Source organism: Cellulomonas fimi (genome assembly GCF_028583725.1).
Taxonomy (GTDB): Bacteria; Actinomycetota; Actinomycetes; order Actinomycetales; family Cellulomonadaceae; genus Cellulomonas; species Cellulomonas fimi_B.
In genome coordinates this window covers 4,356,026-4,378,238 of the sequence record NZ_CP110680.1, presented here as the reverse complement: position 1 = coordinate 4,378,238, position 22,213 = coordinate 4,356,026, and the positions used below count along the sequence as shown (strand labels likewise).

At 75.4% G+C, this 22,213-nt stretch carries 25 protein-coding genes; 15 read left to right on the top strand and 10 right to left on the bottom strand.

The genetic code is table 11. From position 1 onward, the window contains the following. Positions 1 to 46: 46 nt before the first annotated feature. Together OOT42_RS19790 and OOT42_RS19785 are read left to right on the top strand one after the other, a co-directional pair. On the top strand, positions 47 to 1,009 hold the full coding sequence (locus OOT42_RS19790) for an SPFH domain-containing protein (protein WP_273652861.1): 963 nt from the start codon (positions 47 to 49) through the stop codon (positions 1,007 to 1,009). A 7-nt stretch (positions 1,010 to 1,016) separates the two neighbouring features. Further along, positions 1,017 to 1,250: a hypothetical protein gene (locus OOT42_RS19785; RefSeq protein ID WP_273652860.1), complete on the top strand. Its 234-nt coding sequence runs from the start codon at positions 1,017 to 1,019 to the stop codon at positions 1,248 to 1,250. Between the two features lie 43 nt (positions 1,251 to 1,293). On the opposite strand, the gene OOT42_RS19780 is transcribed toward OOT42_RS19785, so the two are convergent. Continuing rightward, positions 1,294 to 1,803, bottom strand: coding sequence for a GNAT family N-acetyltransferase (locus OOT42_RS19780; RefSeq protein ID WP_273652859.1), 510 nt, complete (start codon positions 1,801 to 1,803; stop codon positions 1,294 to 1,296). Continuing rightward, on the bottom strand, positions 1,800 to 2,063 hold the full coding sequence (locus tag OOT42_RS19775; protein ID WP_273652858.1) for a DUF1778 domain-containing protein: 264 nt from the start codon (positions 2,061 to 2,063) through the stop codon (positions 1,800 to 1,802). Before OOT42_RS19775 ends, OOT42_RS19780 begins: the two co-directional genes overlap by 4 nt. 147 nt (positions 2,064 to 2,210) lie before the next feature. Between OOT42_RS19775 and OOT42_RS19770 the strand changes: the two genes are divergently transcribed. The 4 genes from OOT42_RS19770 to OOT42_RS19755 all read left to right on the top strand — a co-directional run bounded on the left by OOT42_RS19770 (position 2,211) and on the right by OOT42_RS19755 (position 6,198). Beyond that, the gene (locus OOT42_RS19770; protein WP_273652857.1) at positions 2,211 to 2,963 is read left to right on the top strand and encodes a phosphatase PAP2 family protein; all 753 of its coding nucleotides are present in this window, start codon (positions 2,211 to 2,213) and stop codon (positions 2,961 to 2,963) included. A 52-nt stretch (positions 2,964 to 3,015) separates the two neighbouring features. Continuing rightward, a complete protein-coding gene (helR, locus tag OOT42_RS19765; RefSeq protein ID WP_273652856.1) occupies positions 3,016 to 5,154 on the top strand; it encodes an RNA polymerase recycling motor ATPase HelR in 2,139 nt (712 codons plus the stop codon). A 134-nt stretch (positions 5,155 to 5,288) separates the two neighbouring features. After that, positions 5,289 to 5,570 (top strand): isoamylase early set domain-containing protein, encoded by a 282-nt coding sequence (locus OOT42_RS19760; RefSeq protein ID WP_273652855.1) that lies wholly within the window; start codon positions 5,289 to 5,291, stop codon positions 5,568 to 5,570. 148 nt (positions 5,571 to 5,718) lie between these two features. Next, positions 5,719 to 6,198 (top strand): nitroreductase/quinone reductase family protein, encoded by a 480-nt coding sequence (locus OOT42_RS19755; RefSeq protein WP_273652854.1) that lies wholly within the window; start codon positions 5,719 to 5,721, stop codon positions 6,196 to 6,198. Between the two features lie 25 nt (positions 6,199 to 6,223). On the opposite strand, the gene OOT42_RS19750 is transcribed toward OOT42_RS19755, so the two are convergent. Continuing rightward, a complete protein-coding gene (locus OOT42_RS19750) occupies positions 6,224 to 6,679 on the bottom strand; it encodes a hypothetical protein (RefSeq protein ID WP_273652853.1) in 456 nt (151 codons plus the stop codon). A 530-nt stretch (positions 6,680 to 7,209) separates the two neighbouring features. Between OOT42_RS19750 and OOT42_RS19745 the strand changes: the two genes are divergently transcribed. Both OOT42_RS19745 and OOT42_RS19740 read left to right on the top strand, forming a co-directional pair. Continuing rightward, entirely contained in the window at positions 7,210 to 11,004 is a 3,795-nt protein-coding gene (locus OOT42_RS19745; protein WP_273652852.1) for a tetratricopeptide repeat protein, read from the top strand. Positions 11,005 to 11,050: 46 nt separating this feature from the next. Continuing rightward, positions 11,051 to 12,334, top strand: coding sequence for a glycosyltransferase (locus OOT42_RS19740; protein ID WP_273652851.1), 1,284 nt, complete (start codon positions 11,051 to 11,053; stop codon positions 12,332 to 12,334). Positions 12,335 to 12,336: 2 nt separating this feature from the next. Here OOT42_RS19740 and OOT42_RS19735 read toward each other — a convergent pair whose 3' ends face one another. Continuing rightward, positions 12,337 to 13,038, bottom strand: coding sequence for a TetR/AcrR family transcriptional regulator C-terminal domain-containing protein (locus OOT42_RS19735; protein WP_273652850.1), 702 nt, complete (start codon positions 13,036 to 13,038; stop codon positions 12,337 to 12,339). Positions 13,039 to 13,140: 102 nt separating this feature from the next. On the opposite strand from OOT42_RS19735, the gene OOT42_RS19730 reads away from it, so the two are divergent. Then, the gene (locus OOT42_RS19730) at positions 13,141 to 13,584 is read left to right on the top strand and encodes a DUF6326 family protein (RefSeq protein ID WP_273652849.1); all 444 of its coding nucleotides are present in this window, start codon (positions 13,141 to 13,143) and stop codon (positions 13,582 to 13,584) included. A gap of 26 nt (positions 13,585 to 13,610) precedes the next feature. Here OOT42_RS19730 and OOT42_RS19725 read toward each other — a convergent pair whose 3' ends face one another. Then, entirely contained in the window at positions 13,611 to 13,964 is a 354-nt protein-coding gene (locus tag OOT42_RS19725; protein ID WP_273652848.1) for a hypothetical protein, read from the bottom strand. A 138-nt stretch (positions 13,965 to 14,102) separates the two neighbouring features. Between OOT42_RS19725 and OOT42_RS19720 the strand changes: the two genes are divergently transcribed. Then, entirely contained in the window at positions 14,103 to 14,564 is a 462-nt protein-coding gene (locus tag OOT42_RS19720) for a GyrI-like domain-containing protein (RefSeq protein WP_273652847.1), read from the top strand. A gap of 6 nt (positions 14,565 to 14,570) precedes the next feature. On the opposite strand, the gene OOT42_RS19715 is transcribed toward OOT42_RS19720, so the two are convergent. Next, positions 14,571 to 15,407, bottom strand: coding sequence for an aldo/keto reductase (locus OOT42_RS19715; protein WP_273652846.1), 837 nt, complete (start codon positions 15,405 to 15,407; stop codon positions 14,571 to 14,573). A gap of 170 nt (positions 15,408 to 15,577) precedes the next feature. Between OOT42_RS19715 and OOT42_RS19710 the strand changes: the two genes are divergently transcribed. The 3 genes from OOT42_RS19710 to OOT42_RS19700 all read left to right on the top strand — a co-directional run bounded on the left by OOT42_RS19710 (position 15,578) and on the right by OOT42_RS19700 (position 17,455). After that, on the top strand, positions 15,578 to 16,156 hold the full coding sequence (locus OOT42_RS19710) for a dienelactone hydrolase family protein (RefSeq protein ID WP_273652845.1): 579 nt from the start codon (positions 15,578 to 15,580) through the stop codon (positions 16,154 to 16,156). Between the two features lie 145 nt (positions 16,157 to 16,301). Next, entirely contained in the window at positions 16,302 to 16,805 is a 504-nt protein-coding gene (locus OOT42_RS19705) for a hypothetical protein (protein ID WP_273652844.1), read from the top strand. Positions 16,806 to 16,879: 74 nt separating this feature from the next. Continuing rightward, complete coding sequence (locus OOT42_RS19700; RefSeq protein WP_273652843.1) at positions 16,880 to 17,455, top strand: type 1 glutamine amidotransferase domain-containing protein; 576 nt, start codon at positions 16,880 to 16,882, stop codon at positions 17,453 to 17,455. Between the two features lie 24 nt (positions 17,456 to 17,479). On the opposite strand, the gene OOT42_RS19695 is transcribed toward OOT42_RS19700, so the two are convergent. The 4 genes from OOT42_RS19695 to OOT42_RS19680 all read right to left on the bottom strand — a co-directional run bounded on the left by OOT42_RS19695 (position 17,480) and on the right by OOT42_RS19680 (position 21,007). Further along, complete coding sequence (locus OOT42_RS19695) at positions 17,480 to 18,316, bottom strand: tryptophan-rich sensory protein (RefSeq protein WP_273652842.1); 837 nt, start codon at positions 18,314 to 18,316, stop codon at positions 17,480 to 17,482. Between the two features lie 73 nt (positions 18,317 to 18,389). After that, positions 18,390 to 18,806, bottom strand: a complete 417-nt coding sequence (locus OOT42_RS19690; protein ID WP_273652841.1) for a hypothetical protein — start codon at positions 18,804 to 18,806, stop codon at positions 18,390 to 18,392. A gap of 79 nt (positions 18,807 to 18,885) precedes the next feature. After that, positions 18,886 to 19,869: a hypothetical protein gene (locus tag OOT42_RS19685; protein ID WP_273652840.1), complete on the bottom strand. Its 984-nt coding sequence runs from the start codon at positions 19,867 to 19,869 to the stop codon at positions 18,886 to 18,888. Between the two features lie 190 nt (positions 19,870 to 20,059). After that, a complete protein-coding gene (locus tag OOT42_RS19680; RefSeq protein WP_273652839.1) occupies positions 20,060 to 21,007 on the bottom strand; it encodes a helix-turn-helix transcriptional regulator in 948 nt (315 codons plus the stop codon). Between the two features lie 53 nt (positions 21,008 to 21,060). On the opposite strand from OOT42_RS19680, the gene OOT42_RS19675 reads away from it, so the two are divergent. Next, complete coding sequence (locus OOT42_RS19675; RefSeq protein ID WP_273652838.1) at positions 21,061 to 21,618, top strand: DinB family protein; 558 nt, start codon at positions 21,061 to 21,063, stop codon at positions 21,616 to 21,618. A gap of 48 nt (positions 21,619 to 21,666) precedes the next feature. Then, a complete protein-coding gene (locus OOT42_RS19670; RefSeq protein ID WP_273652837.1) occupies positions 21,667 to 22,206 on the top strand; it encodes a DinB family protein in 540 nt (179 codons plus the stop codon). Positions 22,207 to 22,213: the final 7 nt, after the last annotated feature.

The following is a 22,213-nucleotide window of genomic DNA, read 5'->3' as shown; positions in this document are numbered from 1 at the left end:
AGGTGTCGCGTGCCGACGGCGCGCCGGACCCGAGGAGCTGAGCACCATGCCCGACCCGACCACGCCCCCGCAGGACTCCGTCGGCGGCGACCCCAGCGGCCGTCCCGTCGGCCACGCCGGGGCGCGCGTCGAGGTGGTGGAACGCCCCGCACCGTCCGGGGGGACCGCCGTGGCCCTGCTCGTCCTGCTCGCGTTCTTCGGGCTCGTCGCGCTCGGGATCGTCCTGGTCGCGCTCGCCGACGCCGACGACGCCCCCGGCCTCGGTGCGATCGGCATCCTCCTCATGGTCGTCGCGCTGTTCGTCCCGTCGGGCGTCACCGTCATCAGCCCCGGGCAGACCAAGGTCGTCCAGCTGTTCGGCCGCTACCTCGGCACGATCCGCCGCACCGGCCTCGTCGCGACCGTGCCGCTGACCACCAAGAAGAAGGTCTCCGTCCGCGTCCGCAACTTCGAGACCAGCGAGCTCAAGGTCAACGATGCCGACGGCAACCCCGTCAACATCGCGTGCATCGTCGTCTGGCAGGTCACCGACACCGCGCGCGCGACCTTCGCGGTCGAGGACTACGAGGGCTTCGTCAAGGTCCAGTCCGAGTCTGCGCTGCGGCACGTCGCGATGTCGCACCCCTACGACGACGCCGACGCGGGCGAGCGGTCGCTGCGCGGCGCGACCGACCTCGTGTCCGGCGAGATCGCGTCCGAGGTCGCCGCGCGCGTCGTCATCGCCGGTGTCGAGGTCATCGAGGCGCGCATCTCCAACCTCGCGTACGCGCCGGAGATCGCCCAGGCGATGCTCCAGCGTCAGCAGGCCGGCGCGATCATCGCCGCCCGCGAGCGCATCGTCGAGGGCGCGGTGTCCATGGTCGAGGACGCGCTCGGACGCCTCGAGCGCGACGGGATCGTGTCGCTCGACGACGAGCGGCGGGCCGCCATGGTGTCGAACCTGCTCGTCGTCCTGTGCGGCGAGAGCCGTGCGACGCCCGTCGTCAACGCGGGCTCGCTCTACTCGTGAGCGCACCGTGAGCAGCACCGAGCCCGCCGGCGCCACGCCCCCGAGGCGTGAGCGCCGGCAGGTGCTGCTCCGCCTGGACCCGGCGACGCACGACGCGCTTGCCCGGTGGGCCGCCGACGACCTGCGCAGCCTCAACGCCCAGGTCGACCTGATCCTGCGCCGCGCGCTCGCCGACGCGGGACGCCTGCCGCGCGACGCGACGCCGGTCCGCCGCCCCGGCCGCCCCGCCCGCGACGACTGAGGCGCGTCGCCCGTCGGGCGGGGAGCACGGCGCTCTCCGCGCTCTACTCGTCGAACCCGATCGCGGCGCGGACGGCCGCGATCTTGGCGTACATGCGCGTCGATCCCTGGACTCGCTGGAAGTCGTGCCGGGCGTAGAACGCTGCCGCGACGTCATCGATCGGGTCCACCACGATGAGCCGCCCGCCGCCGTACTGCGAGGCGCTGCAGACCTTCCACAGCGCGTCGATCAGCAGCTGCGAGCCCAGGCCCTGCCCGTGCAGAGACTTGTCCAGGGCCAGCCTGCCGATCAGGAAGGCCGGGATCACGGCGTTGCCACCGGCCAGGCCCGCGGTGACGTCCGTCCGGACGACCTGGGTCGGCGACATCGAGTGGTAGGCCACTGCACGCGAGCTGTGGAGCTCGCTCCACACGAACGTGCGGGTCACATCCTGCGCCTGAGCGCGTAGCGCGTGCTGCTTCAGCCAGCCGTTCAGACTCTCGACACCGCAGTCGAACGGGTCGAGGTCGTCGTCGGGTGTGAGTGGGTGCGAGTAGTACGTGTCCTCGCTCAACCCGTGAACCTCCGCGGCGTGGCCGCGGCACGGGCGAGGTTCGGCATCGGGTTCGCTCGGTCGATCGCCTCGATCATCGCGTCGAACTGCGCCGCCGGCATGAGCGTCAGGTCCGCGCGGGCCACGACAGCCTCCGCGCGATCGACTGCCGCCGCGATGATGAACTGCGACGTGGAGGCGCGCGACAGCTCGGCAGCACGACGGATCAGCTCACCGGTGGTCTCGTCGGTGCGCACCTCGATGCGGTCGGTCTTCGGCACGGGTCGCTCCTCACGGGTTGGTCCTCCACCCTACGCCGTACATGTGCCGTACAACAGCCCGGTCTGTCGTGGACGCACTCCCGCTGGCAGGATCGCCGCGTGGTCGGCGGACCAGCGCAGCCAGGACGGCCGACGGGACACCCGAGGGTGCTCGTCGAGCTCGTCGTCGTGCTCGGGGCGTTCGCGGTCTTCACGTGGGTGCACGGGCGCGTCGCGCACGACGTCGCCGCCGCGACGGCGCACGCGCTCGCGCTCCAGGACGTCGAGCGCGCGCTCGGGATCGACGTCGCGCTCGCGGCGAACCGGTGGCTGGTGGCGCAGCCGACGTGGGTCGAGGTCGGTGCCGTCTACGTCTACCGGTCGTACTACCTGGTGCTGCTCGGCGTGCTGGTCTGGGTGTTCGTGCGCCACCCCGAGGTGTACCTGCGGGCACGCCGCACGCTGCTCGCGATGATGCTGCTGGTGCTGCCCGTGTACGCGGCGGTGCCGATGTCGCCGCCGCGGTTCGCGCTCGCCGGCGTCGTGGACGTCGTCGCACGGCACGACCCGTTCGGCGACGCGAGCGTGCAGCGGGAGGGCATGTCGTACACCGCGATGCCGAGCATGCACGTGGGGTTCTCGGCGTGGTGCGCGTACGCGGTGTGGCTCGCGCTGCGGACGTCGCACCCACGTGCCGCGTGGGCGGCGTGGCTGTTCCCGCTGGCGATGACGGGTGTCGTGCTCACGACGGGCAACCACTACGTCCTCGACGTCGTCGGGACCGCCGTGCTGCTCGCCGCGTCGATCGGTGCCGCGACGCTCTGGGGGCGAGCCGTCGAGCGGCGCCGACGCCCGCGCGAGCGCGTGGACGCCCCCGGACACGACGACGGCGGGGACATCCCCGCCACTCTCAACGTATAGAGCACGGGGGGTCTTGCGGCAAGGCCCCCCTCGCGGCGAAGAATCGCCGACCGTGACCTCGCAGACGACCAGCGCGTTCCACCTCCCCGACTCCCTCGCGGCCAAGGCCGACCCGGCCCTCGTCGCCGCCGACGAGGAGTTCTTCGCCGCGCTCGCGGCCACCCTCGACCACCAGCGCACCGACGTGGCGACCCGCCTGGACGAGGCCCGTCGCGCACCCGGCGGGCACGGCACGGCGGCCCTCGAGCGTGACCAGGAGATCCACCGCCTGTCGGGTCGGCTGCGGGTGCTCCAGCGGTTCGGCCTCGACCTGTGCCTGGGCCGCGTCGTCCCGGCGGACGGCGGCGAGCCCGTCCACGTCGGGCGGCTCGGCATCACCGACGCCGACGGCCGCAGGCTGCTGGTCGACTGGCGGTCCCCGGTCGCGGAGCCGTTCTTCGGGGCGACGCACGGCAACCCGATGGGCGTCGTCAGCCGGCGGCGGTACCAGTGGACGGCCGGGCACGTCACGGACTTCTGGGACGAGGTCTTCACGGCCGACGGGCTGGCGGCGAACGCGGCGCTCGACGACCAGTCGGCGTTCGTCGCGAGCCTCGGCGCGGACCGGTCGGCGCGCATGCGCGACGTGCTCGGCACCATCGCGGCGGACCAGGACGCGATCGTGCGCGCGGGCTCGCAGGGGACGCTCGTCGTCGACGGCGGGCCTGGCACGGGCAAGACCGTCGTCGCGCTGCACCGCACCGCGTACCTGCTCTACCACGACCCTCGCCTCGGGCACCGGCGCGGCGGCGTGCTGTTCGTCGGGCCGCACCAGCCGTACCTCGACTACGTGTCCGACGTGCTGCCGAGCCTGGGGGAGGAGGGCGTGCGGACGTGCACGCTCGCGGACCTGGTGCCCGAGGGGCTGACGGCCCTCGGCGAGGCGGACCCGGAGGTCGCGCGGCTCAAGGCGTCGGCCGACATGGTCCGGGCGATCGAGCCTGCGGTCCGGTTCTCCGAGCGGCCGCCCACGGAGGCGATGACCGTCGAGACGCCCTGGGCCGACGTCCTGCTGACCCCCACCGACTGGGCCGAGGTGTTCGACGCGCCCGAGCCGGGCACCCCGCACAACGAGGGCCGGGCGCAGGTGTGGGAGGCGCTGCTGGAGATCCTCGTCGCGAAGCACGACGACGACGTGCCCACCGACCAGCTGCGCCGCGCGCTGCTGCGGAACCGCGACCTGGCACGCGCCGTCAACCGCGCATGGCCGCTGCTCGACGCTCCCGACCTCGTCGGCGACCTGTGGTCCGTCCCGGCCTACCTGCGGCTGTGCGCGCCCTGGCTCACGCCCGCAGAGGTGCGGCTGCTGCAGCGTGACGACCCGCGCGCGTGGACGACGTCGGACCTGCCGCTGCTCGACGCCGCCCGCCGCCGGCTCGGTGACGCCGACGCGCCCGCGCGGCGACGTCGGCGCGACGCCGAGCGGGCCGTCGAGCAGGAGCAGCGGCAGCGCGTCGTCGACGAGCTGATCGCCGCCGACGACAGCGAGCTGCTCCTCATGTCGATGCTCAAGGGCCAGGACCTGCGCGACGCGCTCGTCGACCCCGCCGCCGACGACGAGCCGTCGGACCCGCTCGCCGGGCCGTTCGCGCACGTCGTCGTCGACGAGGCGCAGGAGCTCACCGACGCGCAGTGGCAGATGCTGCTCGCGCGCTGCCCGCCGCGCAGTCTGACCGTCGTGGGGGACCGCGCGCAGGCCCGCCACGGCTTCGCGGAGTCGTGGCAGGAGCGGCTGGCACGCGTCGGCCTCACCGGGATCGCGACCGCCTCGCTCACGCTCAACTACCGCACGCCCGAGGAGGTCATGACCGAGGCGGAGCCGGTGATCCGTGCCGCGCTGCCCGACGCCAACGTGCCGACGTCCGTGCGCCGGACCGGTGTGCCCGTGCAGCACGGCCGCCGGGCCGACCTCGCGACCGTCGTCGAGGAGTGGCTCGCGTCGCACGGCGGCGTCGCGTGCGTCGTCGGCGACCCGACCTTCCCCGAGGGCGACCGGGTGCGGTCGCTCGCGCCGGTCCTCACGAAGGGCCTCGAGTTCGACCTCGTCGTGCTCGTCGAGCCCGAGTCGTTCGGCGACGGGATCGAGGGCGCGGTCGACCGCTACGTCGCGATGACCCGCGCCACGCAGCGCCTCGTGATGCTCGCGGGCTGACGGTCCGGCGGGGCGGTGGCCGGCGTCACCCGGGCGTCACCGGGCGCTCACCTGCGAGTTTCACTGCCCGAAACATGGGCGCGCCACGATGCGCGCGTCAGGGTCGCCCGTCCGAGGGAAAGAGTGGTCCGCCCGTGCTCAAGAAGTCCCGTTCCGCCGCGTCCGCCACCTGCACGCTCACGTTCTCGCTGCCGACGGCGACGCTCGACGGCCCGGTCAGCGTCGTCGGCTCGTTCAACGGCTGGACGCCGGGGCTGCACCCGCTGAAGAAGCGGTCGAACGGCACGTCGAGCACGTCCGTCAAGGTCCCGGTCGGCTCCACGGTGACGTTCCGGTACCTCGGCGAGCACGGTCGCTGGTTCGACGACGCGGACGCCGACCAGCTGACGTCCGAGGGCGGCGTCGTCCTCACCTGACCGCACGGCGGCCCGCCCGTCGACGCCGCGCCCGCGGGCGCCGACACCCGATCCGGACGGATCGGGTGTTCCCGGGCGCCCGCGGCGTCGGTAGCGTGCGACCTGCGGGCCGGCGCCGGACCGCGGACGCCCGGACCGGGGAGCGGCCATGGACGAGACGACAGGTCAGGTCGACGAGGCGCGCAGCCCACGGCTGCCGCCGCGGTGGTTCGTCCGCACCGCCTGGGTGGTGCACCGCGCGATCTACCGCGTGACCGGTGGGCGGCGGGGGCTCTGGCGTCCGCGCCCGGACCGGTGGGGGACGCTCGTGCTGCGCACGACGGGCCGGCGGACCGGGCAGGAGCGCGAGGCGATCGTCGCGTACATGGAGGACGGGCCGAACCTGGTCACGCTCGCGATGAACGGCTGGGCGGCGCCGGAGCCGGCGTGGTGGCTGAATCTCCAGGCGCACCCCGACGCGACGGTCGTCCTCAAGGACGGGCCGCGCGCGGTGCGAGCCCGGGCGGCCGCAGGTGCCGAGCGCGAGCGGCTGTGGGCGGAGTACCGCAAGCTCGACGAGGGCCTCGACGGCTTCGCGACGCGTCGCCCGACCGAGACGGCCGTGGTGGTGCTCGAGCCGCGGCGCTGAGCCGTCCGCCGGAGCGGCGCGGGCGTCAGCCGCAGTAGTCGCAGACGCCCGTGGCCGGGAGGGTCATCGAGCACGTCGGGCAGATCGGTGCGACCCGCTCGGGCGCCGCGCTGCTGGCCCGCGTCGTGGTTCGGGGCGTCGACGTGCGCGTCGTGGACCGGGGCGCGCGCGCCGTCCGGGCGGCGGCGACCGGGGCACGGGTCGCGACGACCGGCTCGCTGACGTCGAAGCCGCGCTTGCGCAGCACGGCGGAGGCGGCGTCGACGGCGACCTCGTCGGCGATCGCGAGCCTCCCGGTGGCGTACCGGTGCGCGACGCCGACGATCGCGCGCGGCTCGTAGGCGCGGCCCTCGTGGAGGAGGGCGTAGCCGGCGTCCGGGGTGAACCCGTAGACGCCGAGGAAGTCGTCGCGACCGCGGGAGTCGTGCTCCCCGATCGCCTGGAGGATGTGCTGACGCGTCACGGCGGAGAACGTGGCCACGGTCCGAGCCTACGTCGCCCGGCGGGGTCCCCCGATCGCCGTAGCGGCCGGGCGGTCGGGGCGGGTGAATTCGTGGCCGGACGTTCCGGGACGGACCGGTCGGGCGACGTGGTTCGCGCGCGTCGGGTGGGTGTCGAGCGTGCGGCCCGGATGTCCCGTCTCGCCGGAGTCGTCCTCCGGGGACTTGACGGGCGGTCGGGTGCCGTGGCGGGGTGTTGGGCGGGCGGGCGGTCCGGTGGGCAGGGTCCGCACCTGCGGCGATGCCGCCGGGCGACCGTCGCGGGGAGTCGCACACGACTCCGTGACCGCGGTGTGCGACGCTGTGACCAGCGGCGACGTCCCTCGGGGCCGCCTCCCGCACCCGCGACTGGGCGGCCGTCCAGGAAAGCGCGCCCGGGGCAACCGGTCGGCGCGTGTGGCGTGGCACACTCGGCCGACGCGGCGACGGGGCGATGGCCGCACCACCACCCCGACCGCCGTGACGCGCGCAAGGTCGCTGCCTGCCGCAGGCGGCGCGAAGGAGTCCGGGGATGGTCGACGTCGAGGTCGCCGTGCAGCGTGACCACACGGTCACGCCGCCGCCGGACCCTGCCCTCGACCCGGTCGCACCGGGCGTCGCCGACGTCCCGCCCGCCCCGCACGTCCCGCTCTCGCGCGTCGTGCGCCTCGAGTCCGACGACGGCAACGCCGTCGCCGCCGGCTACCTGATCGCGCCCCGCGTGGTCCTCACCGCGCGCCGGGTGCTCGGCCGGACGCTGCCCGTCGCGCGGCTGCGCCCGCCGTCCGCCGGCCTCACCCCGGAGTGGCTCGCCAAGCAGCACCTGCCGGTCCGGATCCGCGTGCGCGCGCTCGGGGACGCGGGCGGCACCCGGCTGCGCTCGGCGGCGCTGATCTGGACGCACCCGCAGGCCGACGTCGCGCTCCTGCTCTGCACCGACGACGAGCCGCTCGTGCCCCTCACGGACGAGCTCGCGACGGCGTGGTCCGAACCCGACGAGGCGACGGAGTGCCGGACGGTCGGCTTCGCCGCCGGACGCGCCGTCGCGCTCGACGCGGACGCCGGGGGACCCGGCGCGAGCGAGCTGGGCATCGTCGTCCGGCCGGGTGCCCGCGCGCGGGCGCGTGGCTGGTCGGTCGAGCTCGCGACGGCCCCTCCCGGCGGTCCCCCCGGCGGCTCGTGGGCCGGGCACGCGGGCGGCGCGCTCGTCGCCGAGGACGTCCTCGTCGGTGTCCTGCTGAGCGACCCGCGGCCCGACCAGCCCAACGCGCCCGCGCTCCAGGTGGTCCCGGCGCGCAAGTTCGCCGACCACGCCGACATCGCGGGGTGGGTCGCGGCGGACGCCGGGCCGGGCCGCTGGACGCAGTCGACGGCCACGCCCGGGCAGCTGCGGCGCCGGCGCGAGCAGGACGCCCGCGCGGACGTGAGCTGGCCCGTGTGCGTCGGGCACCCGCCCGCGCACGCCCCCGACCACGCCGTGCGCACCGACCTCCTCGCGGCCCTCACCGACGACGACGGGCGGCTCGCCGCAGGCACGACCACGCTGCTCGCGGGCCCCCCGGGGTACGGCGCGACGGCCGTCGCGGGGGCGCACGCGCACGCGATGTGGGACGCCGGGGACCTCGACCTGCTCGTGTGGGTCCCGGGCGCGACGCGCGACGGCATCCTCACGACGTTCGCGGCAGCCGACCGCGTCGTGCACCCGACGACATCGAGCGGCGCCGACGAGGCCGCGGCCGCGGCGTTCCTCGCGTGGCTCGTGTCGACGCGTCGGCGCTGGCTCGTCGTGCTCGACGGCGTCCCGGACCCGTCGCTGCTCACGGACCTGTGGCCGCGCGGCGTGACCGGACAGGTGCTGCTGACCAGCGAGAGCAACAACGTCCTACCGCGCTCCGGTGGGCGCGCCGTGGCCGTCGACCGGCTGTCGAGCGACGAGGCGGGGAAGTTCGTCGGGACGGTGGCGCCAGACGCGCCGACGGAGGTCGTCGAGCGGCTCGTCGACGACCTCGGCCGCGTCCCGCTGGCGCTGTCCCTCGTCGTCGGCGACCTGCGCGTCACCGGCGGGTCGGTCGAGGACTACGTCGAGGCGCTCGCGGAGCGTCGCCGCGCGCTGCAGCTGCCCGACGACGGTGGTGCGGACGTGCCGGCCGCCGTCCTCGCCACGGGGACGCTCGCCGTGGACGACGCGGACGCGCAGCAGCCGCTGGGCGTCGCGCAGCTCGTGCTCGTGCTGGTCAGCGTCCTCGGGCCGACGTTCCCGGTCGAGCTGCTCTCGACGTCGGCGGCCGTCGCGGGGATCGACGAGCTCGTGCGGCCGCGGACGTGGCGGAGCCGGTGGACGTCGTCGAGCGCGGCCGTGACCGCCGAGGAGCTCCAGCACGGGCTGCGCAACCTGTGCGCGGTCGGCCTCGCGTCGTTCGTCGACGGGTCCACGCAGGACGCGACCCTCGCCCACGTGCACCCGCTCGTGCAGCGCGTGGCCCGCGAGCACCTCGACGTCTCGACGGTCGACACCGTCCTGCGCACGGCCGCGGACGCCCTGCTGGAGGCGTGGCCCGCCGACGACGGCCTCGGGCACGCCGCGCTGACGGCGCACGTGTTCCGCTCCTGCACGTCGACGGTCGCGTCGCTCGACGTCCGCGGCGTGCTGTGGGAGCCCGACGGCCACCCCGTGCTGTGGGAGGCGGGGTCGAGCCTGACGCGGGCGGGGCTCGTGCAGGAGGCGGTCGCGTACTGGGAGCGGCTCGTCGACACCGCGGCACGCGCGCTGCCCGAGGACCACGTCGACGTCCTGACCGCGCGCAACAACCTGGCGCTCACGCACCGCGAGGTCGGTCGCCTCGACCGCGCGATCCCGCTGCTCGTGAGCACGCTCGAGGACACCGAGCGTGTCCTCGGGCCCGTGCACCGCGCGACGCTGACCAGCCGCAACAACCTCGCGATGGCGTACCGCGACGCGGGGATGCTCGAGCGCGCGTTGGAGATGCTGCAGCGCAACCTGTCGGCGTCGCGTCGTGCGCTCGGCAGCGAGCACCCGGACACCCTCGCGAGCCGCACCAACCTGGCGCTCGCGTACCGGGACGCCGGGCTGCTCGACGAGGCGCTGCCGCTGCTGGTCCGCGGTCTGGAGGACGCCGAGCGGGTGCTCGGGCCCGACCACCCCGACACGATCGCGGTGCGCCGCGACCTGGGCCTGACGCACCGGCTCGCGCACCGGCCGGACCGCGCGTTCCCGCTGCTGGACCGGGCGCTCGCCGACCGGCAGCGGCTGCTCGGCCGGGACCACCCGGACACGCTGACGAGCCGCAACGACATGGCGCCGTTCCACCGCGACGCGCGCCGTCTCGACCGGACGCTGCCCCTGCTGGAGGCGACGCTGCGGGACGCGGAGCGCGCGCTCGGCCCGGACCACCCGGTGACGCTGACGAGCCGCGGCAACCTCGCGCTCGCGTACCGCGACGCCCGCCGGCCCGACCTGGCGCTGCCGCTGCTGGAGCGCATGCTCGCCGACGCCGAGCGCACGCACGGCTACCAGCACGCGGACACGCTCACGAGCCGCAGCGTCCTGGCGCTCGCGTACCACGACGCTGGCCGCCTCGACCGGGCGATCCCGCTGCTGGAGAGCACGCTCGCGGACCGCGAGCGCGTGCTCGGACCCGACCACCCCGAGGCGCTGAGCAGCGCGAACAGCCTCGGCCTGGCGTACCGGGACGCGGGCCGGCTGCGTGACGCGGTGCGCGTCCTGGAGCGGACCATGGCGGACCGGCAGCGCGTCCTCGGTGCCGAGCACCCGGACACGCTCGCGACCCGCGGGGACCTCGCGCTCGTGCACCACGACGCGGGCCGGACGGACCATGCGCTCGCGCTGCTGGAGGCGACGCTCGCCGACCGTGCGCGCGTGCTCGGTCCGCTGCACCCCGCGACCCTGACCAGCCGCAACAACCTGGCCGTGGCCTACCGCGAGGCGGGCCGGGCCGAGGAGGCGGTCCCGCTGCTGGAGAAGACGTTCGCCGACCGGCAGCGCATGCTCGGCCCGGACCACGTCGACACCGCCGCGAGCCGGGTCCTGCTCATCGAGGTGTACCGCGAGGAGGACCGGCTGGACGACGTCGTCGAGCTGCTGGAGCGGGCGTGCGTCGACGACGAGCGCATCCTCGGGCCCGACGACCCGCAGACGGCCGCGAGCCGCGCGGCGCTCGCCGAGGCGTACCGGGAGGCGGGTCGCCTCGAGGACGCGCAGGACGTCGAGTCGGGCCGGCCTGTCGGGGTGTGGACGCCGGGCCGCAAGCGCGCCGTGCGCCGCATCCCGCGCCGCCAGTCGGACTAGGCCGCGGCAGGGCCACCGGCGCCGGGGCGAGCGCCATACTCACGTCATGGCGTCGATCATGCTGACCGCGATGCCGTTCGCAGGGCACGCCCGGCCGGTCCGGGCGGTCGCCGCGGAGCTCGTCCGGCGGGGTCACGACGTCCGCGTCCAGACCGGCCCGTCGTACACGCGGACGTTCGAGGAGGTCGGGGCGCGTGGCGTGCCCTGGCGCACGGTCCCCGACATGGACGAGCGCGACCTCGCGGCGACGTTCCCGCGTCTTCGTGGCCGCAAGGGGTTCCGCCAGGTGCTCGTCAACCTCGAGGACCTGTTCCTCGGCACGGCGCCCGCGCAGGCCGACGACCTGCTCGCCGAGCACGCCGCCGAGCCGTGGGACCTGCTCGCGGGTGACCCGATGGCGCTCGGCAGCCGGTTCGCCGCCGAGCGGCTCGGCTGCCCGTGGGCCACCGTCTCCCCGATCGCGTACTGGCCCCCGGGCCGCGGCATCCCGCCCACGGGTCTGGGGCTGCGGCCGGCGTCCGGGCCCCTCGGGCGGCTGCGCGACGCGGTGCTCGGGGCGGCGTCGGGTGCTGGGACGGCCGCGCTCACGCGCCTCTACCAGCGGACCCGTCGTGACGTCGGCCTGCCGCCCGACCGCGAGACGTTCGGCACGATGTGGTTCTCGCCGCAGCTCGTCGTCGCCTCGGGGTCGGCCGGCCTCGACTACCCGCGCGACGACCTGCCGCCGCACGTCCGGTTCGTCGGCGACCTGACCGACGACGGCGCGCCACCGCCCGACGTCCACCTGCCGGAGTGGTGGGACGACGTGCTGGACGCCGGTGCCCACGACGTGCCCGTCGTGCACGTGACGCAGGGCACCGCCAACGTCGGCCCGCGCGACCTCGTCCTGCCGACCCTCGCTGCGCTCGCGGACCTCGACGTGCTGGTCGTCGTCGGGCTGGGGCACCGGACCGACCCGCTGCCCGGACCGCTGCCCGCCAACGCGCGCGTCGCGGAGATGCTCCCGTACCCCCACCTGCTCCCGCGGACGTCCGTCGTCGTGACGAACGGCGGCTACGGCGGGGTGCTGCAGGCGCTGCGTCACGACGTCCCGCTCGTCGTCGCCGGCGGCGACCTCGACAAGCCCGAGATCGCTGCGCGCATCGCCTGGCACGGCGCGGGCGTCGACCTGCGCACGGGGAGGCCGCGGCCACGGGCCGTCGCCGAGGCCTACCAGCGGGTCGCCGGTGACCCGTCGTACCGCCGCGCGGCGAGCCGGCTCGGCGCCGACCTCCGCGCGCTCGGGGGCACGGCGGCCGCAGCGGACCTCCTGGAGCAGCACCTGTCCTGACGTCAGGCCGTGCTGCGGGCGAGGCGGTGCCGGTCGAGCCCGCCGAGGATGAGGTCGAGGGTGAACTCGAACTCGGCGCGGGTGTCGCACACCGAGAGCGCGCCGTCCGTCTCGTGGACGACGGACGCGGCCATGCGCGCGAGGTTCGGCAGGTGCTCGTCGACGTGGGCCGTGGTCGTCGGGTCGGGCGTCAGGTCGTCGCCCTCGGGCTCGAAGAGCTCGCGCGAGAAGCCGAGCAGCATGCTCCCGAGCGCGTGGATCGCGCGGTGCGCGAGGTCGTCGTCGAACCCGGCGTCGGCGAGCGTCCCGACGAGCTGCTCGTAGACGGGCCACACGGAGGGCGGCGACGTGGTCTGCGCGGCGACGAGCCCGGGTGCCCAGGGGTGCCGGAGCATGACGTCGCGCGCCGCGAGGCAGCGGCGGCGCACGGCGACGTCCCACGTCGGGTCGGTGACGTGTGCGGCGGCCTCGGCGACCTGCCGGAGCGCCTCGTCGGCGAGGGCGGCGAGCAGCGCGTCCTTGCTCGGCACGTGGTGGTAGAGCGACATCGCCTCGCAGTGCAGGTCGGCGGCGACGCGGCGCATGGTGACGGCGGCGAGCCCGTCGGCGTCGGCGATCGCGACCGCGGCGGCGACGACCCGCTCGCGGCTCAGCGCCTCGCGGGCGTGCGGGGGCTGCGGCGACGAGGCCGGCGACGACGGCATGACGGTCCTCCCTTGTGACGTGTCGACCTTACGCTGTACGTTCCCCTTACATCGTAAGTCTTACGCCGTAAGGCTACGACCGACACCCCGCAGGAGGACCCCGTGACCACGCTCTCCGCCCCCACGCCGACCGCCCCGGCGACCAGCGCCCGCCGCGTCCCGCGCCGGACCGTCGTCGCCTCGCTCTGGCTGTTCGTGCTGCTCTGCTACCTCTACTGCGACGTGCTCGGGCTGTTCCGCACCGAGGACCTGCGCGCGATCCTCGACGGCCGGATCGGGGGAATCACGATCACCGACTCGTTCCTGCTCGCGGCGAGCGTCCTCATGACGATCCCGATCGGGATGGTGCTCGTCTCGCGCGTCGCGCCGCACCGCGTCGCGCGGTGGGCGACCGTCGTCGCGGCCGCCGTCATGACGGCCGTGCAGGTCGGGTCGCTCTTCGTGGGGACCGTCGCGCCCCACTACGCGTACTTCTCGGTGATCGAGATCACGACGACCGCGTTCCTCGTCTGGTACGCCGCGGCCCGCTGGCGCGCCGACGACTGAGCGGACCGAGGCAGCCCGCGTCGCGCTCAGGGCAGCAGGTCGGCGACCGCCCGCGCCAGCAGGATCGTGAGCGCCAGGACGGGCGCGGGCGCCGCCATCGCGACGGTCGCGACTGACCGCCACCGCGGCCCGACCTCGCGGTGCGCCTGCAGCAGACCCACGGGCAGCGCGACCAGCGCCGGCACGCACGACCACGTCAGCAGGATCGCGCCCGCCAGGTCACCCCACGACGTGGGGTGCAGCCACCCGTCCACCAGGTACGCGGCGGCGCCGAGCACCCCGACGGCGGCGACGGCGGCGAGCAGCAGCGCGGTCCAGCCGAGCACGCGGGCCCACGGGTAGGCGGCGCTGGGCGGCGCGACGACGACGGGCTCGGCCATGGGACTCCTCGCAGCGGCGGACGCCCGACGGACGGGCGCGGACCTCGAGCGCTCCGGAGGCTACCGTGCCGACCGCTCCCGGGTGACCGGTTCGTGCGGGATGCTGGGGGAGGACCGCGACCCTTCGAGGAGGACCCCATGGACGTCGACGTCCGCATGCAGCCGACGAGGACCGTCGCCGTCGTGCGCCGCCCGGTACGCACGGACGAGCTCGCCGCGTTCTACGACACCGCGTACGGCGAGGTGGCGCGCACGGTCGGGGAGGCGGGTGCGCGCATCGTCGGCCCGGCCATCGGCTGGTACCACGGCATGCCCACCGACACCGTCGACGTCGCCGCGGGCTTCCCCGTCGAGGGCGTCGAGCCCGGGCCGCTCGGGGGACGCGTCGAGGTCGTCGAGCTCCCCGGCGGCCCGGCGCTCGTCGGGCTCTTCGTCGGCCCCTACGACGACCTCGGAGCCGCGTGGGGCGAGGTCGAGGCGCGTCGCGCCGAGCACGGCCGGGACGGGCGCGGCGACTTCTGGGAGGAGTACGTCACCGAGCCGTCGCCCGACGGCGACCCCGCGCGCAACGAGACGCTGCTGGTCCTGCCGTTCGCCTGACGCCCGTCAGGTCGCCGGGACGTAGTCGAAGACGTCCGGGTCCGGGCCGGTCCGCTGGTGCCGGTCCAGCGCGTCGATGTCGGCCATGTCGGTCGCCGACAGCTCGAAGTCGAACAGCGCGAAGTTCTCCTCCATGCGGCTGCGCGTCACGGACTTCGGGAAGACGACGTCACCACGCTGGAGGTGCCAGCGCAGCGTGACCTGCGCGGGCGTGCGGCCCACCGACTCCGCGATGCGCAGGAGCACCGGGTCGTCGAGGACCTTGCCCTGGGCGATCGGCGACCACGCCTCGGTCACGATGCCGAGCTCCGAGCCCGCGGCGCGCGCGGCGTCGTTGCGCAGGTAGGGGTGGACCTCGATCTGGTTGACCGCGGGCGTCACCGTCGTCTCGTCGCGGAGTCGGTGCAGGTGCGCGGGCTGGAAGTTCGACACCCCGATCGCGCGCGCGCCACCGTCGGCGTAGATCTGCTCCAGCGTGCGCCACCGGGCCACGTAGTCCGCGACCGTGGGGAGCGGCCAGTGGATGAGGAACAGGTCCACGTGGTCGGTGCCGAGCGCGTCGAGCGAGCGCCGGAACGCGTCGAGCGCGGCGTCGTGCTCCAGGTAGCCGTTGTTGAGCTTCGTCGTGACGAACACGTCGTCCCGGGCCAGACCCGACTCGGCGAGCGCCGCGCCGACGCCGGCCTCGTTGCGGTACATCTGCGCGGTGTCGACGTGCCGGTAGCCGACCTCGAACGCCTCCAGCACGACGCCCTTCGTGTCCTCCGGCGGCACCTGGAAGACGCCGAAGCCGAGCTGGGGGATCTCGACGCCGTTGTTGAGGGTGATCGTGGGCACGGTCATGGGGGTGCTGCTCCTCGTCGTGGGGGTGGGGTCCTGCGTCCATCACAACCCGCCGCGCGGCGCCGCGCACCCCGACGCGCCCGTGTCGGACGCCGGTGGCAGGCTCGTGCGCGGTCGCGGGTCCGCGCGACCGACGCGGCCGGGGGCCGGTGGACCGGAGGGAGCACGACGTGGCCGAGGTGGTGCTGTTCCATCACGCGCAGGGTCTGACGCCGGGCGTGCAGACGCTCGCGGAGACGCTGCGGAACGCCGGGCACACCGTGCACGTGCCCGACCTGTACGACGGGCGCACGTTCGACGACCTGGAGTCCGGCATCGGCTACGCGGAGCGGACCGGGTTCCAGACGGTCGTCGACCGGGGCGTCGCGGCGGTCCGGGACCTGCCCCCGCGGCTCGTCGTGCTCGGGATCTCGCTCGGTGCGATGTCGGCGCAGACCGTCGCCCAGACGCGGCCGGGTGTCCTCGGCGCGGTGCTCGTCGGGTCGTGCGTGCCGCCGGAGGCGCTGGGATCGCCGTGGCCCGACCACGTGCCCGTGCAGGTGCACGGCATGGACGCGGACCCGGTGTTCGTGGGCGAGGGCGACGTGGAGGCCGCGCGCGAGCTCGTCGAGGCGGTGCCGGACGGCGAGCTGTTCCTCTACCCCGGCGACCGGCACCTGTTCGTCGACGCGAGCCTGCCCGCCTACGACGAGGACGCGGCGGCGCTGCTGCGTGAGCGCGTCCTGGCCTTCCTCGACCGGGTCGGCTGACCGCGGAGGTGCACGGCGCTGGGCCGTCCGGGTGGCGTCGCGCCACCGTCGGGTGATCCGTGACCGGTGCGGGTCAGCTGCGGCTCGCCGTCGTCGATCGGACGGGGAGGAGGTGCGGCGAGCGTCCGCACCGTGAGGGAGCGTCATGCTGGCCGCCGTCGACTGCTACGGCGGTTCGTGCACGCCGACCCCGGCCTACCTGGCGGGCTACTTCGGCGCGATGCTCCTCGTGTACGGCGTGGCCGCGGTCCTCCAGGTGTGGATCTGCGTGCGCATCGCGCGCAAGGCCGGGTTCAGCCCGTGGCTCGGCGTCCTCGGGGTCGTGCCCGTCGTGAGCCTGGTCGCGGTCCTCGTCCTCGCGTTCAAGGAGTGGCCGGTCGAGACCGAGCTGCGGGAGCTGCGTGGCCGGCTCCTGACCGCGCAGGCGATCGCGGGGTCGAGCGACCCGCGCCTGCGGTCGGTCCCGTCGCCTGCCCTCGGCGGCGGGTTCGGCGACCCCCGGTTCTCCTCGGCGCCGACCGTGCCCCTCTACACCGGCCCGGCCACCCCGCCGTCGCCGCCGCCCGCCGGCTCCTGGTCGCCGCCGCAGGGTCCGCCCCCGCAGGGTCCGCCCCCGCCGGGCACGCCGGTCCCGCCGCAGCGGTGGTGACCCGCGCGTCGCGTGCCTACGGTGACCGGGCGCGCTGAAGCCGACGGCGCACCCGCCACCGCGAGGAGGCAGACGTGTCCGAGAGCACCCTCACCGGTCGCCGGGTCCTGGCGATCGTCACGAACTACGGCGTCGAGCAGGACGAGCTCGTCGTCCCGGTCGAGCACCTGACCGACCAGGGCGTCGGTGTCACCGTCGCCGCGCAGTCGACCGACCCGGTGCAGACCCTGGTCGGCGACAAGGACCCCGGGCGCACCGTCACGCCCGACACGACGTTCGCGGACGTCGACGCCGGCGACTACGACCTGCTGCTCGTCCCGGGCGGCACGATCAACGCGGACACCCTGCGGCTCGACGAGCAGGCCGTCGGCCTGGTCCGCGCGTTCGCGGGGTCGGGCCGTCCGATCGCCGCGATCTGCCACGGTCCGTGGGCGCTCGTCGAGGCCGGCGTGCTCGGCGGGGTGACGCTCACGTCGTACCCGTCGCTGCGCACGGACGTCCGCAACGCGGGCGGCGAGTGGCGCGACGCGGACGTCGTGACCGACGAGGCGGGTGGCTTCCCGCTGGTCACGTCGCGCAACCCCGACGACCTGCCCGCGTTCCTGCCGGCCGTCGACAAGGTCCTCGCGGCGCAGGTCGCGCGGAGCTGACGCGCCGGGCGGTCGCGGCGCCCGTCAGCGTGCCGAGCGGCGCGCGGCGAGCGTCGTGACGACCGGCGCGGCGAGGGCGACGGCGGACGCGACCGCCGCGGCCCCCGCGACGACCGCGTCCTGCGGCGCCCCGGACGTGCGGCCGACGGCGATCCACGCGAGGCCCCAGGCCATCGCGAGGCCGATCGCGACCGCGAGCAGCGGCCGCGTGCGGGCGTAGACGGCGTACGCGACGGCGAGCGCGGCGGCCAGCGTCAGCACGACCACGGACCAGGCCGTCGCGCCCAGCCCGAGCCCGCCGACGTCGAGCACGACGAGCGTCGCCGCCACGTTCGCGAGCGTCGCGACGCTCACCCAGCCGAGGTAGAGCCCGATCGTGCCGTCGGTGACGACCGCCTGCGCGACGCTCTCGGGCGGCGTGCGGACGAGCCGGACGAGCAGCAGCGCGAGCACCGCGAGCAGCGTCGCGATGACGACGACCGACGCGACCACCCAGCCCTGCTGCACGACGCCGATCCACGCGGCGTTGAGGACCATCGACGCGAGCACCCACCAGCCCGTCGCGCGGAGCCGCGGCTGCGCGCCGTTCCCCGGGAGCGCCTGGTAGACGGCGTGGGCGAGCAGCCCGAGGTAGATGACCGACCAGATCCGGAACGCCGGGGAGTCGGGCGCCAGCGGGGTCGCGTCGGCGGACAGCGCACCGCCGGCCGCGTCCTCGACCTGCTGCCCGCCGAACGCACCCGACCCGACGGCCGCGCCGGCCATCGCGAGGAGCGCGCCGACCACCACCACGACCTGCCGGACGCGGTCGGCGGAGGACGGCGCGAGCGGCGCGGACCGGGGCACGGTGACGGACGACATGCCCCCACCCTGCCGATGCCGCGCGGGTCCGGCATCTCGGGACGGGTCAGCCGGTGGCCGCCGGGGAGCCCGGCTACCAGCGGCGCGGTGGCTCGACGACCCCCGACAACCCGAGGTGGGGTCCCGGCTCGGACTCGAGCTCCGGGACGCCGACGGCCGCGGCGGCGCTCACGTCGAGCGGCAGCACGACCGGGCGGACCTCCGCGACCCGGCGCCACGCCCACCACAGCAGCGGCCCGGCCAGCAGCGACGAGACGCCCAGGAGGTACAGCCCCCACGCGGCGGTCGCCCGCACGTCGGGGGCGGAGTCCGTGGCCCGCGCGACGACCTGGACGACGAGGACCGTCTGGTGGACGACGACGGCCGCCGTGAGGAGCCGTGCGGCCCACCGCCGCCGCCGGTACCGCACGCGGTCGGCGGTCAGACGCAGCGCGACCGCTGGCGTGCGCGCCCAGCCGTGCGCGGCCAGCGGCCTCGACGCCTCGTCCACGGTGCCTCCTCGGGCACGACGCTAGGCGACGAGCCCGGACGGGTGGACGGCCGGGCGGACCCGTTCACCCGTCCGCCGGTCAGCCGCGGTCGATGAGGTCCCGCCACGCCTCGTAGTGCTGCACGGCGATCCCGCGGAACCAGGTGTGCCCCGCGAGAGCCGCGGCGACCTCGTGCGCCTCGCGCTCGAGCGCCTGCGCGCCGTCGTCGTAGAACGTGAACTCGGCACCGCCCGCGACGGCCGGGGTGTCCGTCTCCAGGCCGATCGTGTAGGGCGTCGCGGCGGCCTCGGCGGCGGCGACCGCGGCGGCCGACTTCGCGAGGATGCCCGTCTCGCCCTCGGCGTGGTCGATGAACGTCACGATCCCGATGCGGTCGACGCGCGCGAGCACGTCGTCGAACAGCGTGCCGGTCCCGTCGGGGCTCGCGACGGTCGTGAGCCACCAGGGCGCGTCGACGGCGAGGTCGACGCCCGCGGGCATCGCGGCGCGGACGACGTCGAGCATGTGCAGCCACCGGGCGCTCGCGGCCTGCGGGTCGGCCTGCCACGCGGGCAGCGTCCACGGCTCGACGTCGAGCTGCACGTGCGTGACCGGACGGTCGTGCGTCGCGGCGGTCATCCACTGGACGGCGAGCGCGGGGTCGTCGAGCCACGGCGGGTCGCCGCCGAGCACGCCCGCGTCGATGCCCGCGGCGTCGAGCGCGACGAGCGTGTCGGTCATCCACGTCGCGACCGGGCCCTCGTCGGACGCCCACGGCGCGGAGACGTGGACCGTCGCGAGGCCGTGCTCCTGCGCGAACGCGACGACCTGACCGGGGGTCGCGAACGCGTACCCGGTGCCGCGGCCGTCGACCGACGGGTCGACCGAGTTGTCCCAGAGCCACATCGCGGTGATGGCGGACACGGACGTCACCTCCTGGACGTCAGCCTGCCCGGTGGTGGTCGTGGGCGCAGCGTCGGTGCCGTCGGCGGCGGACGCGACCGCGGGGGCGAGGAGCCCGATCACGGCGGAGGTCACGGCGACGGTGCCGACGGACAGGGTGCGGCGGGCGAGAGGTCTCATGGTGGTCCCATCGGTTCCGGGCGCGCGGATGTGCGCGAGACGACCGGGGTGTCCGACTAGTGTCACCCGTCCGGGTGCGGCCGGATCGGGCCGATCGTCCGGTTCCGGCGCCGCGGTGCCGCATCGGTGCAGCCCGGGGGCGTGCGCGCGGCGCCGGGGTGACGTTCGCCACCGTGCGTGGCGGCGGGCGTCAGCCGGCCGCGTCGAGCAGCCGCCGGCCGAGGGCGCGGGTCGTCTCGCGCAGCTCCGGGCAGCCGACCACCCGGTACGGGGCGGGCGTGCGCACGAGCTGCTCGGCGTACCACCACGGGTTGCTCGTGCTCCCGACCAGGCGCGTCGTCCGCTCGTCGACGGCGGTGAGCCGACCGAGCGCGGGGGAGACCCACCGTGCGACGTCGTCGAGCGGTGCCGCGATCTCGACCTCCGTCGCGTACTCCCACCCGGTCGCGAGGTTCTCCTCCAGCAGCGCGACAGGGTCGAGGTCGGCGGGCGGCTCGAACGTGTCGTCGAGCACGGTCGCGGCCAGCACCCGGTCGACGCGGTACGCGCGCACCTCGTCGCGTGCCGTCCGGCACAGCAGGTACCAGCGGCTGTGCCGCACCACGACGGACCACGGCTCGACGTCGGCGTCCCACTGCGTCCCCGAGCCCGACCGGTAGGTGAGACGCACGCGCCGGTGCTCGGCGCAGCCCTGGACGAGGACCGCGGTCGTGGTCGGGTCGGGTCGTGCGGCGGACCGGTCGGGGGCGGGCGCGGTGGTCCGACGTACGACCTCCGCCTGCGCGGCGACGCCAACCGGCAGCGCCCGCACGAGCTTGCCGAGCGCGGCGCCGACCGGGCCCGTCGGGTCGCCCGCCTCGTGGTGGCCGTCGAGCGCCGCCATGACGAGCGCGAGGGCCTCGGCCGCGCTGAACGTCACCGGCGGCAGCCGCACACCCCGCCCGAGCCGGTACCCGCCGTACCGCCCGCGCAGCGACTCGATGGGCAGCTCCGCCTCGCGGAGGACGCCGACGTACCGGCGGGCGGCCCGTTCGGACACGCCCAGCTTGTCCGCGAGCTGCTCGGCCGTGATCCCCGGGCTGCTCTGGATGAGCTCCAGGGTGAGCAGCGCGCGTGCCGTCGGGCTGGCGTCGGGCATCGGATTCTCCAACCGGAAGTGGAACGTCCGGTATCGACCCTAGCGTCGCGGTCATGACACAGAACACGCTCGACACCCGGATCACCGAGCCCTCCGCCACCGCCGACGAGACCGAGATGCTGCTGTTCTCGCTCGAGCGCGCACGCGCGCAGTTCGCGTGGAAGGTCGGCGGGCTCGACGCCGACGCGCTGCGCCGCCCCTTCCCGCCGTCCGCCATGACGCTCGGCGGCCTCGTCAAGCACCTCGCGCTCGTCGAGGAGATGAAGATGGCCGAGTTCGTCGACGGCGAGCACCTCACCGAGCCGTGGCGGCAGGAGCACTTCCAGGCCGACCCCGAGTGGGACTGGCACTCCGCCGCGTCCGACACCCCCGAGGAGCTCTACGCGCTGTGGCAGCGGGCCGTCGCGCGCTCGCGGGCCGGCTGGGCGGCGGCGCTCGAGCGCGGCGGGCTCGACCAGCCGTCGCTGTTCAGCACCCCCGAGGGCTGGTCGCCGAACCTGCGCCGCGTGCTCGTCGACCTGATCGACGAGTACTGCCGCCACACCGGCCACGCCGACCTGTTCCGCGAGGCCGTCGACGGGCTCGTCGGGGAGGACCCGCCGCAGCCGTGATGCGGTCGCGCCGGACGCGTCGTCGGGACCGTCCGCCAGGATGGGCGCATGAGCGTCATCGACGAGCAGGGCCGCCCGGAGCCGCCGGTCGCCGCCGACGAGGTGTCGACCCTCCTCGGGTTTCTCGACTTCCACCGCGCGACGCTGCGCTGGAAGACCGCCGACCTCGACACCGCGGGCCTGAGCGCGCGGCTCGCGCCGACCGACATGACGCTCGGCGGGCTGCTCAAGCACGTCGCGTGGGTCGAGGACCAGTGGTTCGGCGCGCGCCTGCACGACGAGCCCACCGACGAGCCGTGGGAGGTCGCCGACTGGGACGCCGACCGCGACTGGGAGTGGACGTCGGCCGCGGGCGACTCGCCGCAGGAGCTGCGGGCGGTGTGGGAGGGCGCCGTCGAGCGGTCCCGCGTGCGGACCGAGCGCGCGCTCGCCGACGGCGGGCTCGACACCCTGGCCCGACGGCCCGCGTCGGACGGGACCGCGCCGTCGCTGCGCTGGATCCTCGTGCACATGATCGAGGAGTACGCCCGGCACAACGGCCACGCCGACCTGCTGCGGCAGTCCGTCGACGGGCTGGTCGGGGAGTAGCCGCGGC

Bases quoted from the DNA above. Each gene is read 5' to 3' on its own strand.
- OOT42_RS19790 (WP_273652861.1), top strand. From the start codon at position 47: ATGCCCGACCCGACCACGCCCCCGCAGGACTCCGTCGGCGGCGACCCC.
- OOT42_RS19755 (WP_273652854.1), top strand. From the start codon at position 5,719: ATGGACGAGACGACAGGTCAGGTCGACGAGGCGCGCAGCCCACGGCTG.
- OOT42_RS19745 (WP_273652852.1), top strand. From the start codon at position 7,210: ATGGTCGACGTCGAGGTCGCCGTGCAGCGTGACCACACGGTCACGCCG.
- OOT42_RS19740 (WP_273652851.1), top strand. From the start codon at position 11,051: ATGGCGTCGATCATGCTGACCGCGATGCCGTTCGCAGGGCACGCCCGG.
- OOT42_RS19735 (WP_273652850.1), bottom strand. From the start codon at position 13,038: ATGCCGTCGTCGCCGGCCTCGTCGCCGCAGCCCCCGCACGCCCGCGAG.
- OOT42_RS19725 (WP_273652848.1), bottom strand. From the start codon at position 13,964: ATGGCCGAGCCCGTCGTCGTCGCGCCGCCCAGCGCCGCCTACCCGTGG.
- OOT42_RS19720 (WP_273652847.1), top strand. From the start codon at position 14,103: ATGGACGTCGACGTCCGCATGCAGCCGACGAGGACCGTCGCCGTCGTG.
- OOT42_RS19715 (WP_273652846.1), bottom strand. From the start codon at position 15,407: ATGACCGTGCCCACGATCACCCTCAACAACGGCGTCGAGATCCCCCAG.
- OOT42_RS19705 (WP_273652844.1), top strand. From the start codon at position 16,302: ATGCTGGCCGCCGTCGACTGCTACGGCGGTTCGTGCACGCCGACCCCG.
- OOT42_RS19695 (WP_273652842.1), bottom strand. From the start codon at position 18,316: ATGTCGTCCGTCACCGTGCCCCGGTCCGCGCCGCTCGCGCCGTCCTCC.
- OOT42_RS19685 (WP_273652840.1), bottom strand. From the start codon at position 19,869: ATGAGACCTCTCGCCCGCCGCACCCTGTCCGTCGGCACCGTCGCCGTG.
- OOT42_RS19680 (WP_273652839.1), bottom strand. From the start codon at position 21,007: ATGCCCGACGCCAGCCCGACGGCACGCGCGCTGCTCACCCTGGAGCTC.
- OOT42_RS19675 (WP_273652838.1), top strand. From the start codon at position 21,061: ATGACACAGAACACGCTCGACACCCGGATCACCGAGCCCTCCGCCACC.
- OOT42_RS19670 (WP_273652837.1), top strand. From the start codon at position 21,667: ATGAGCGTCATCGACGAGCAGGGCCGCCCGGAGCCGCCGGTCGCCGCC.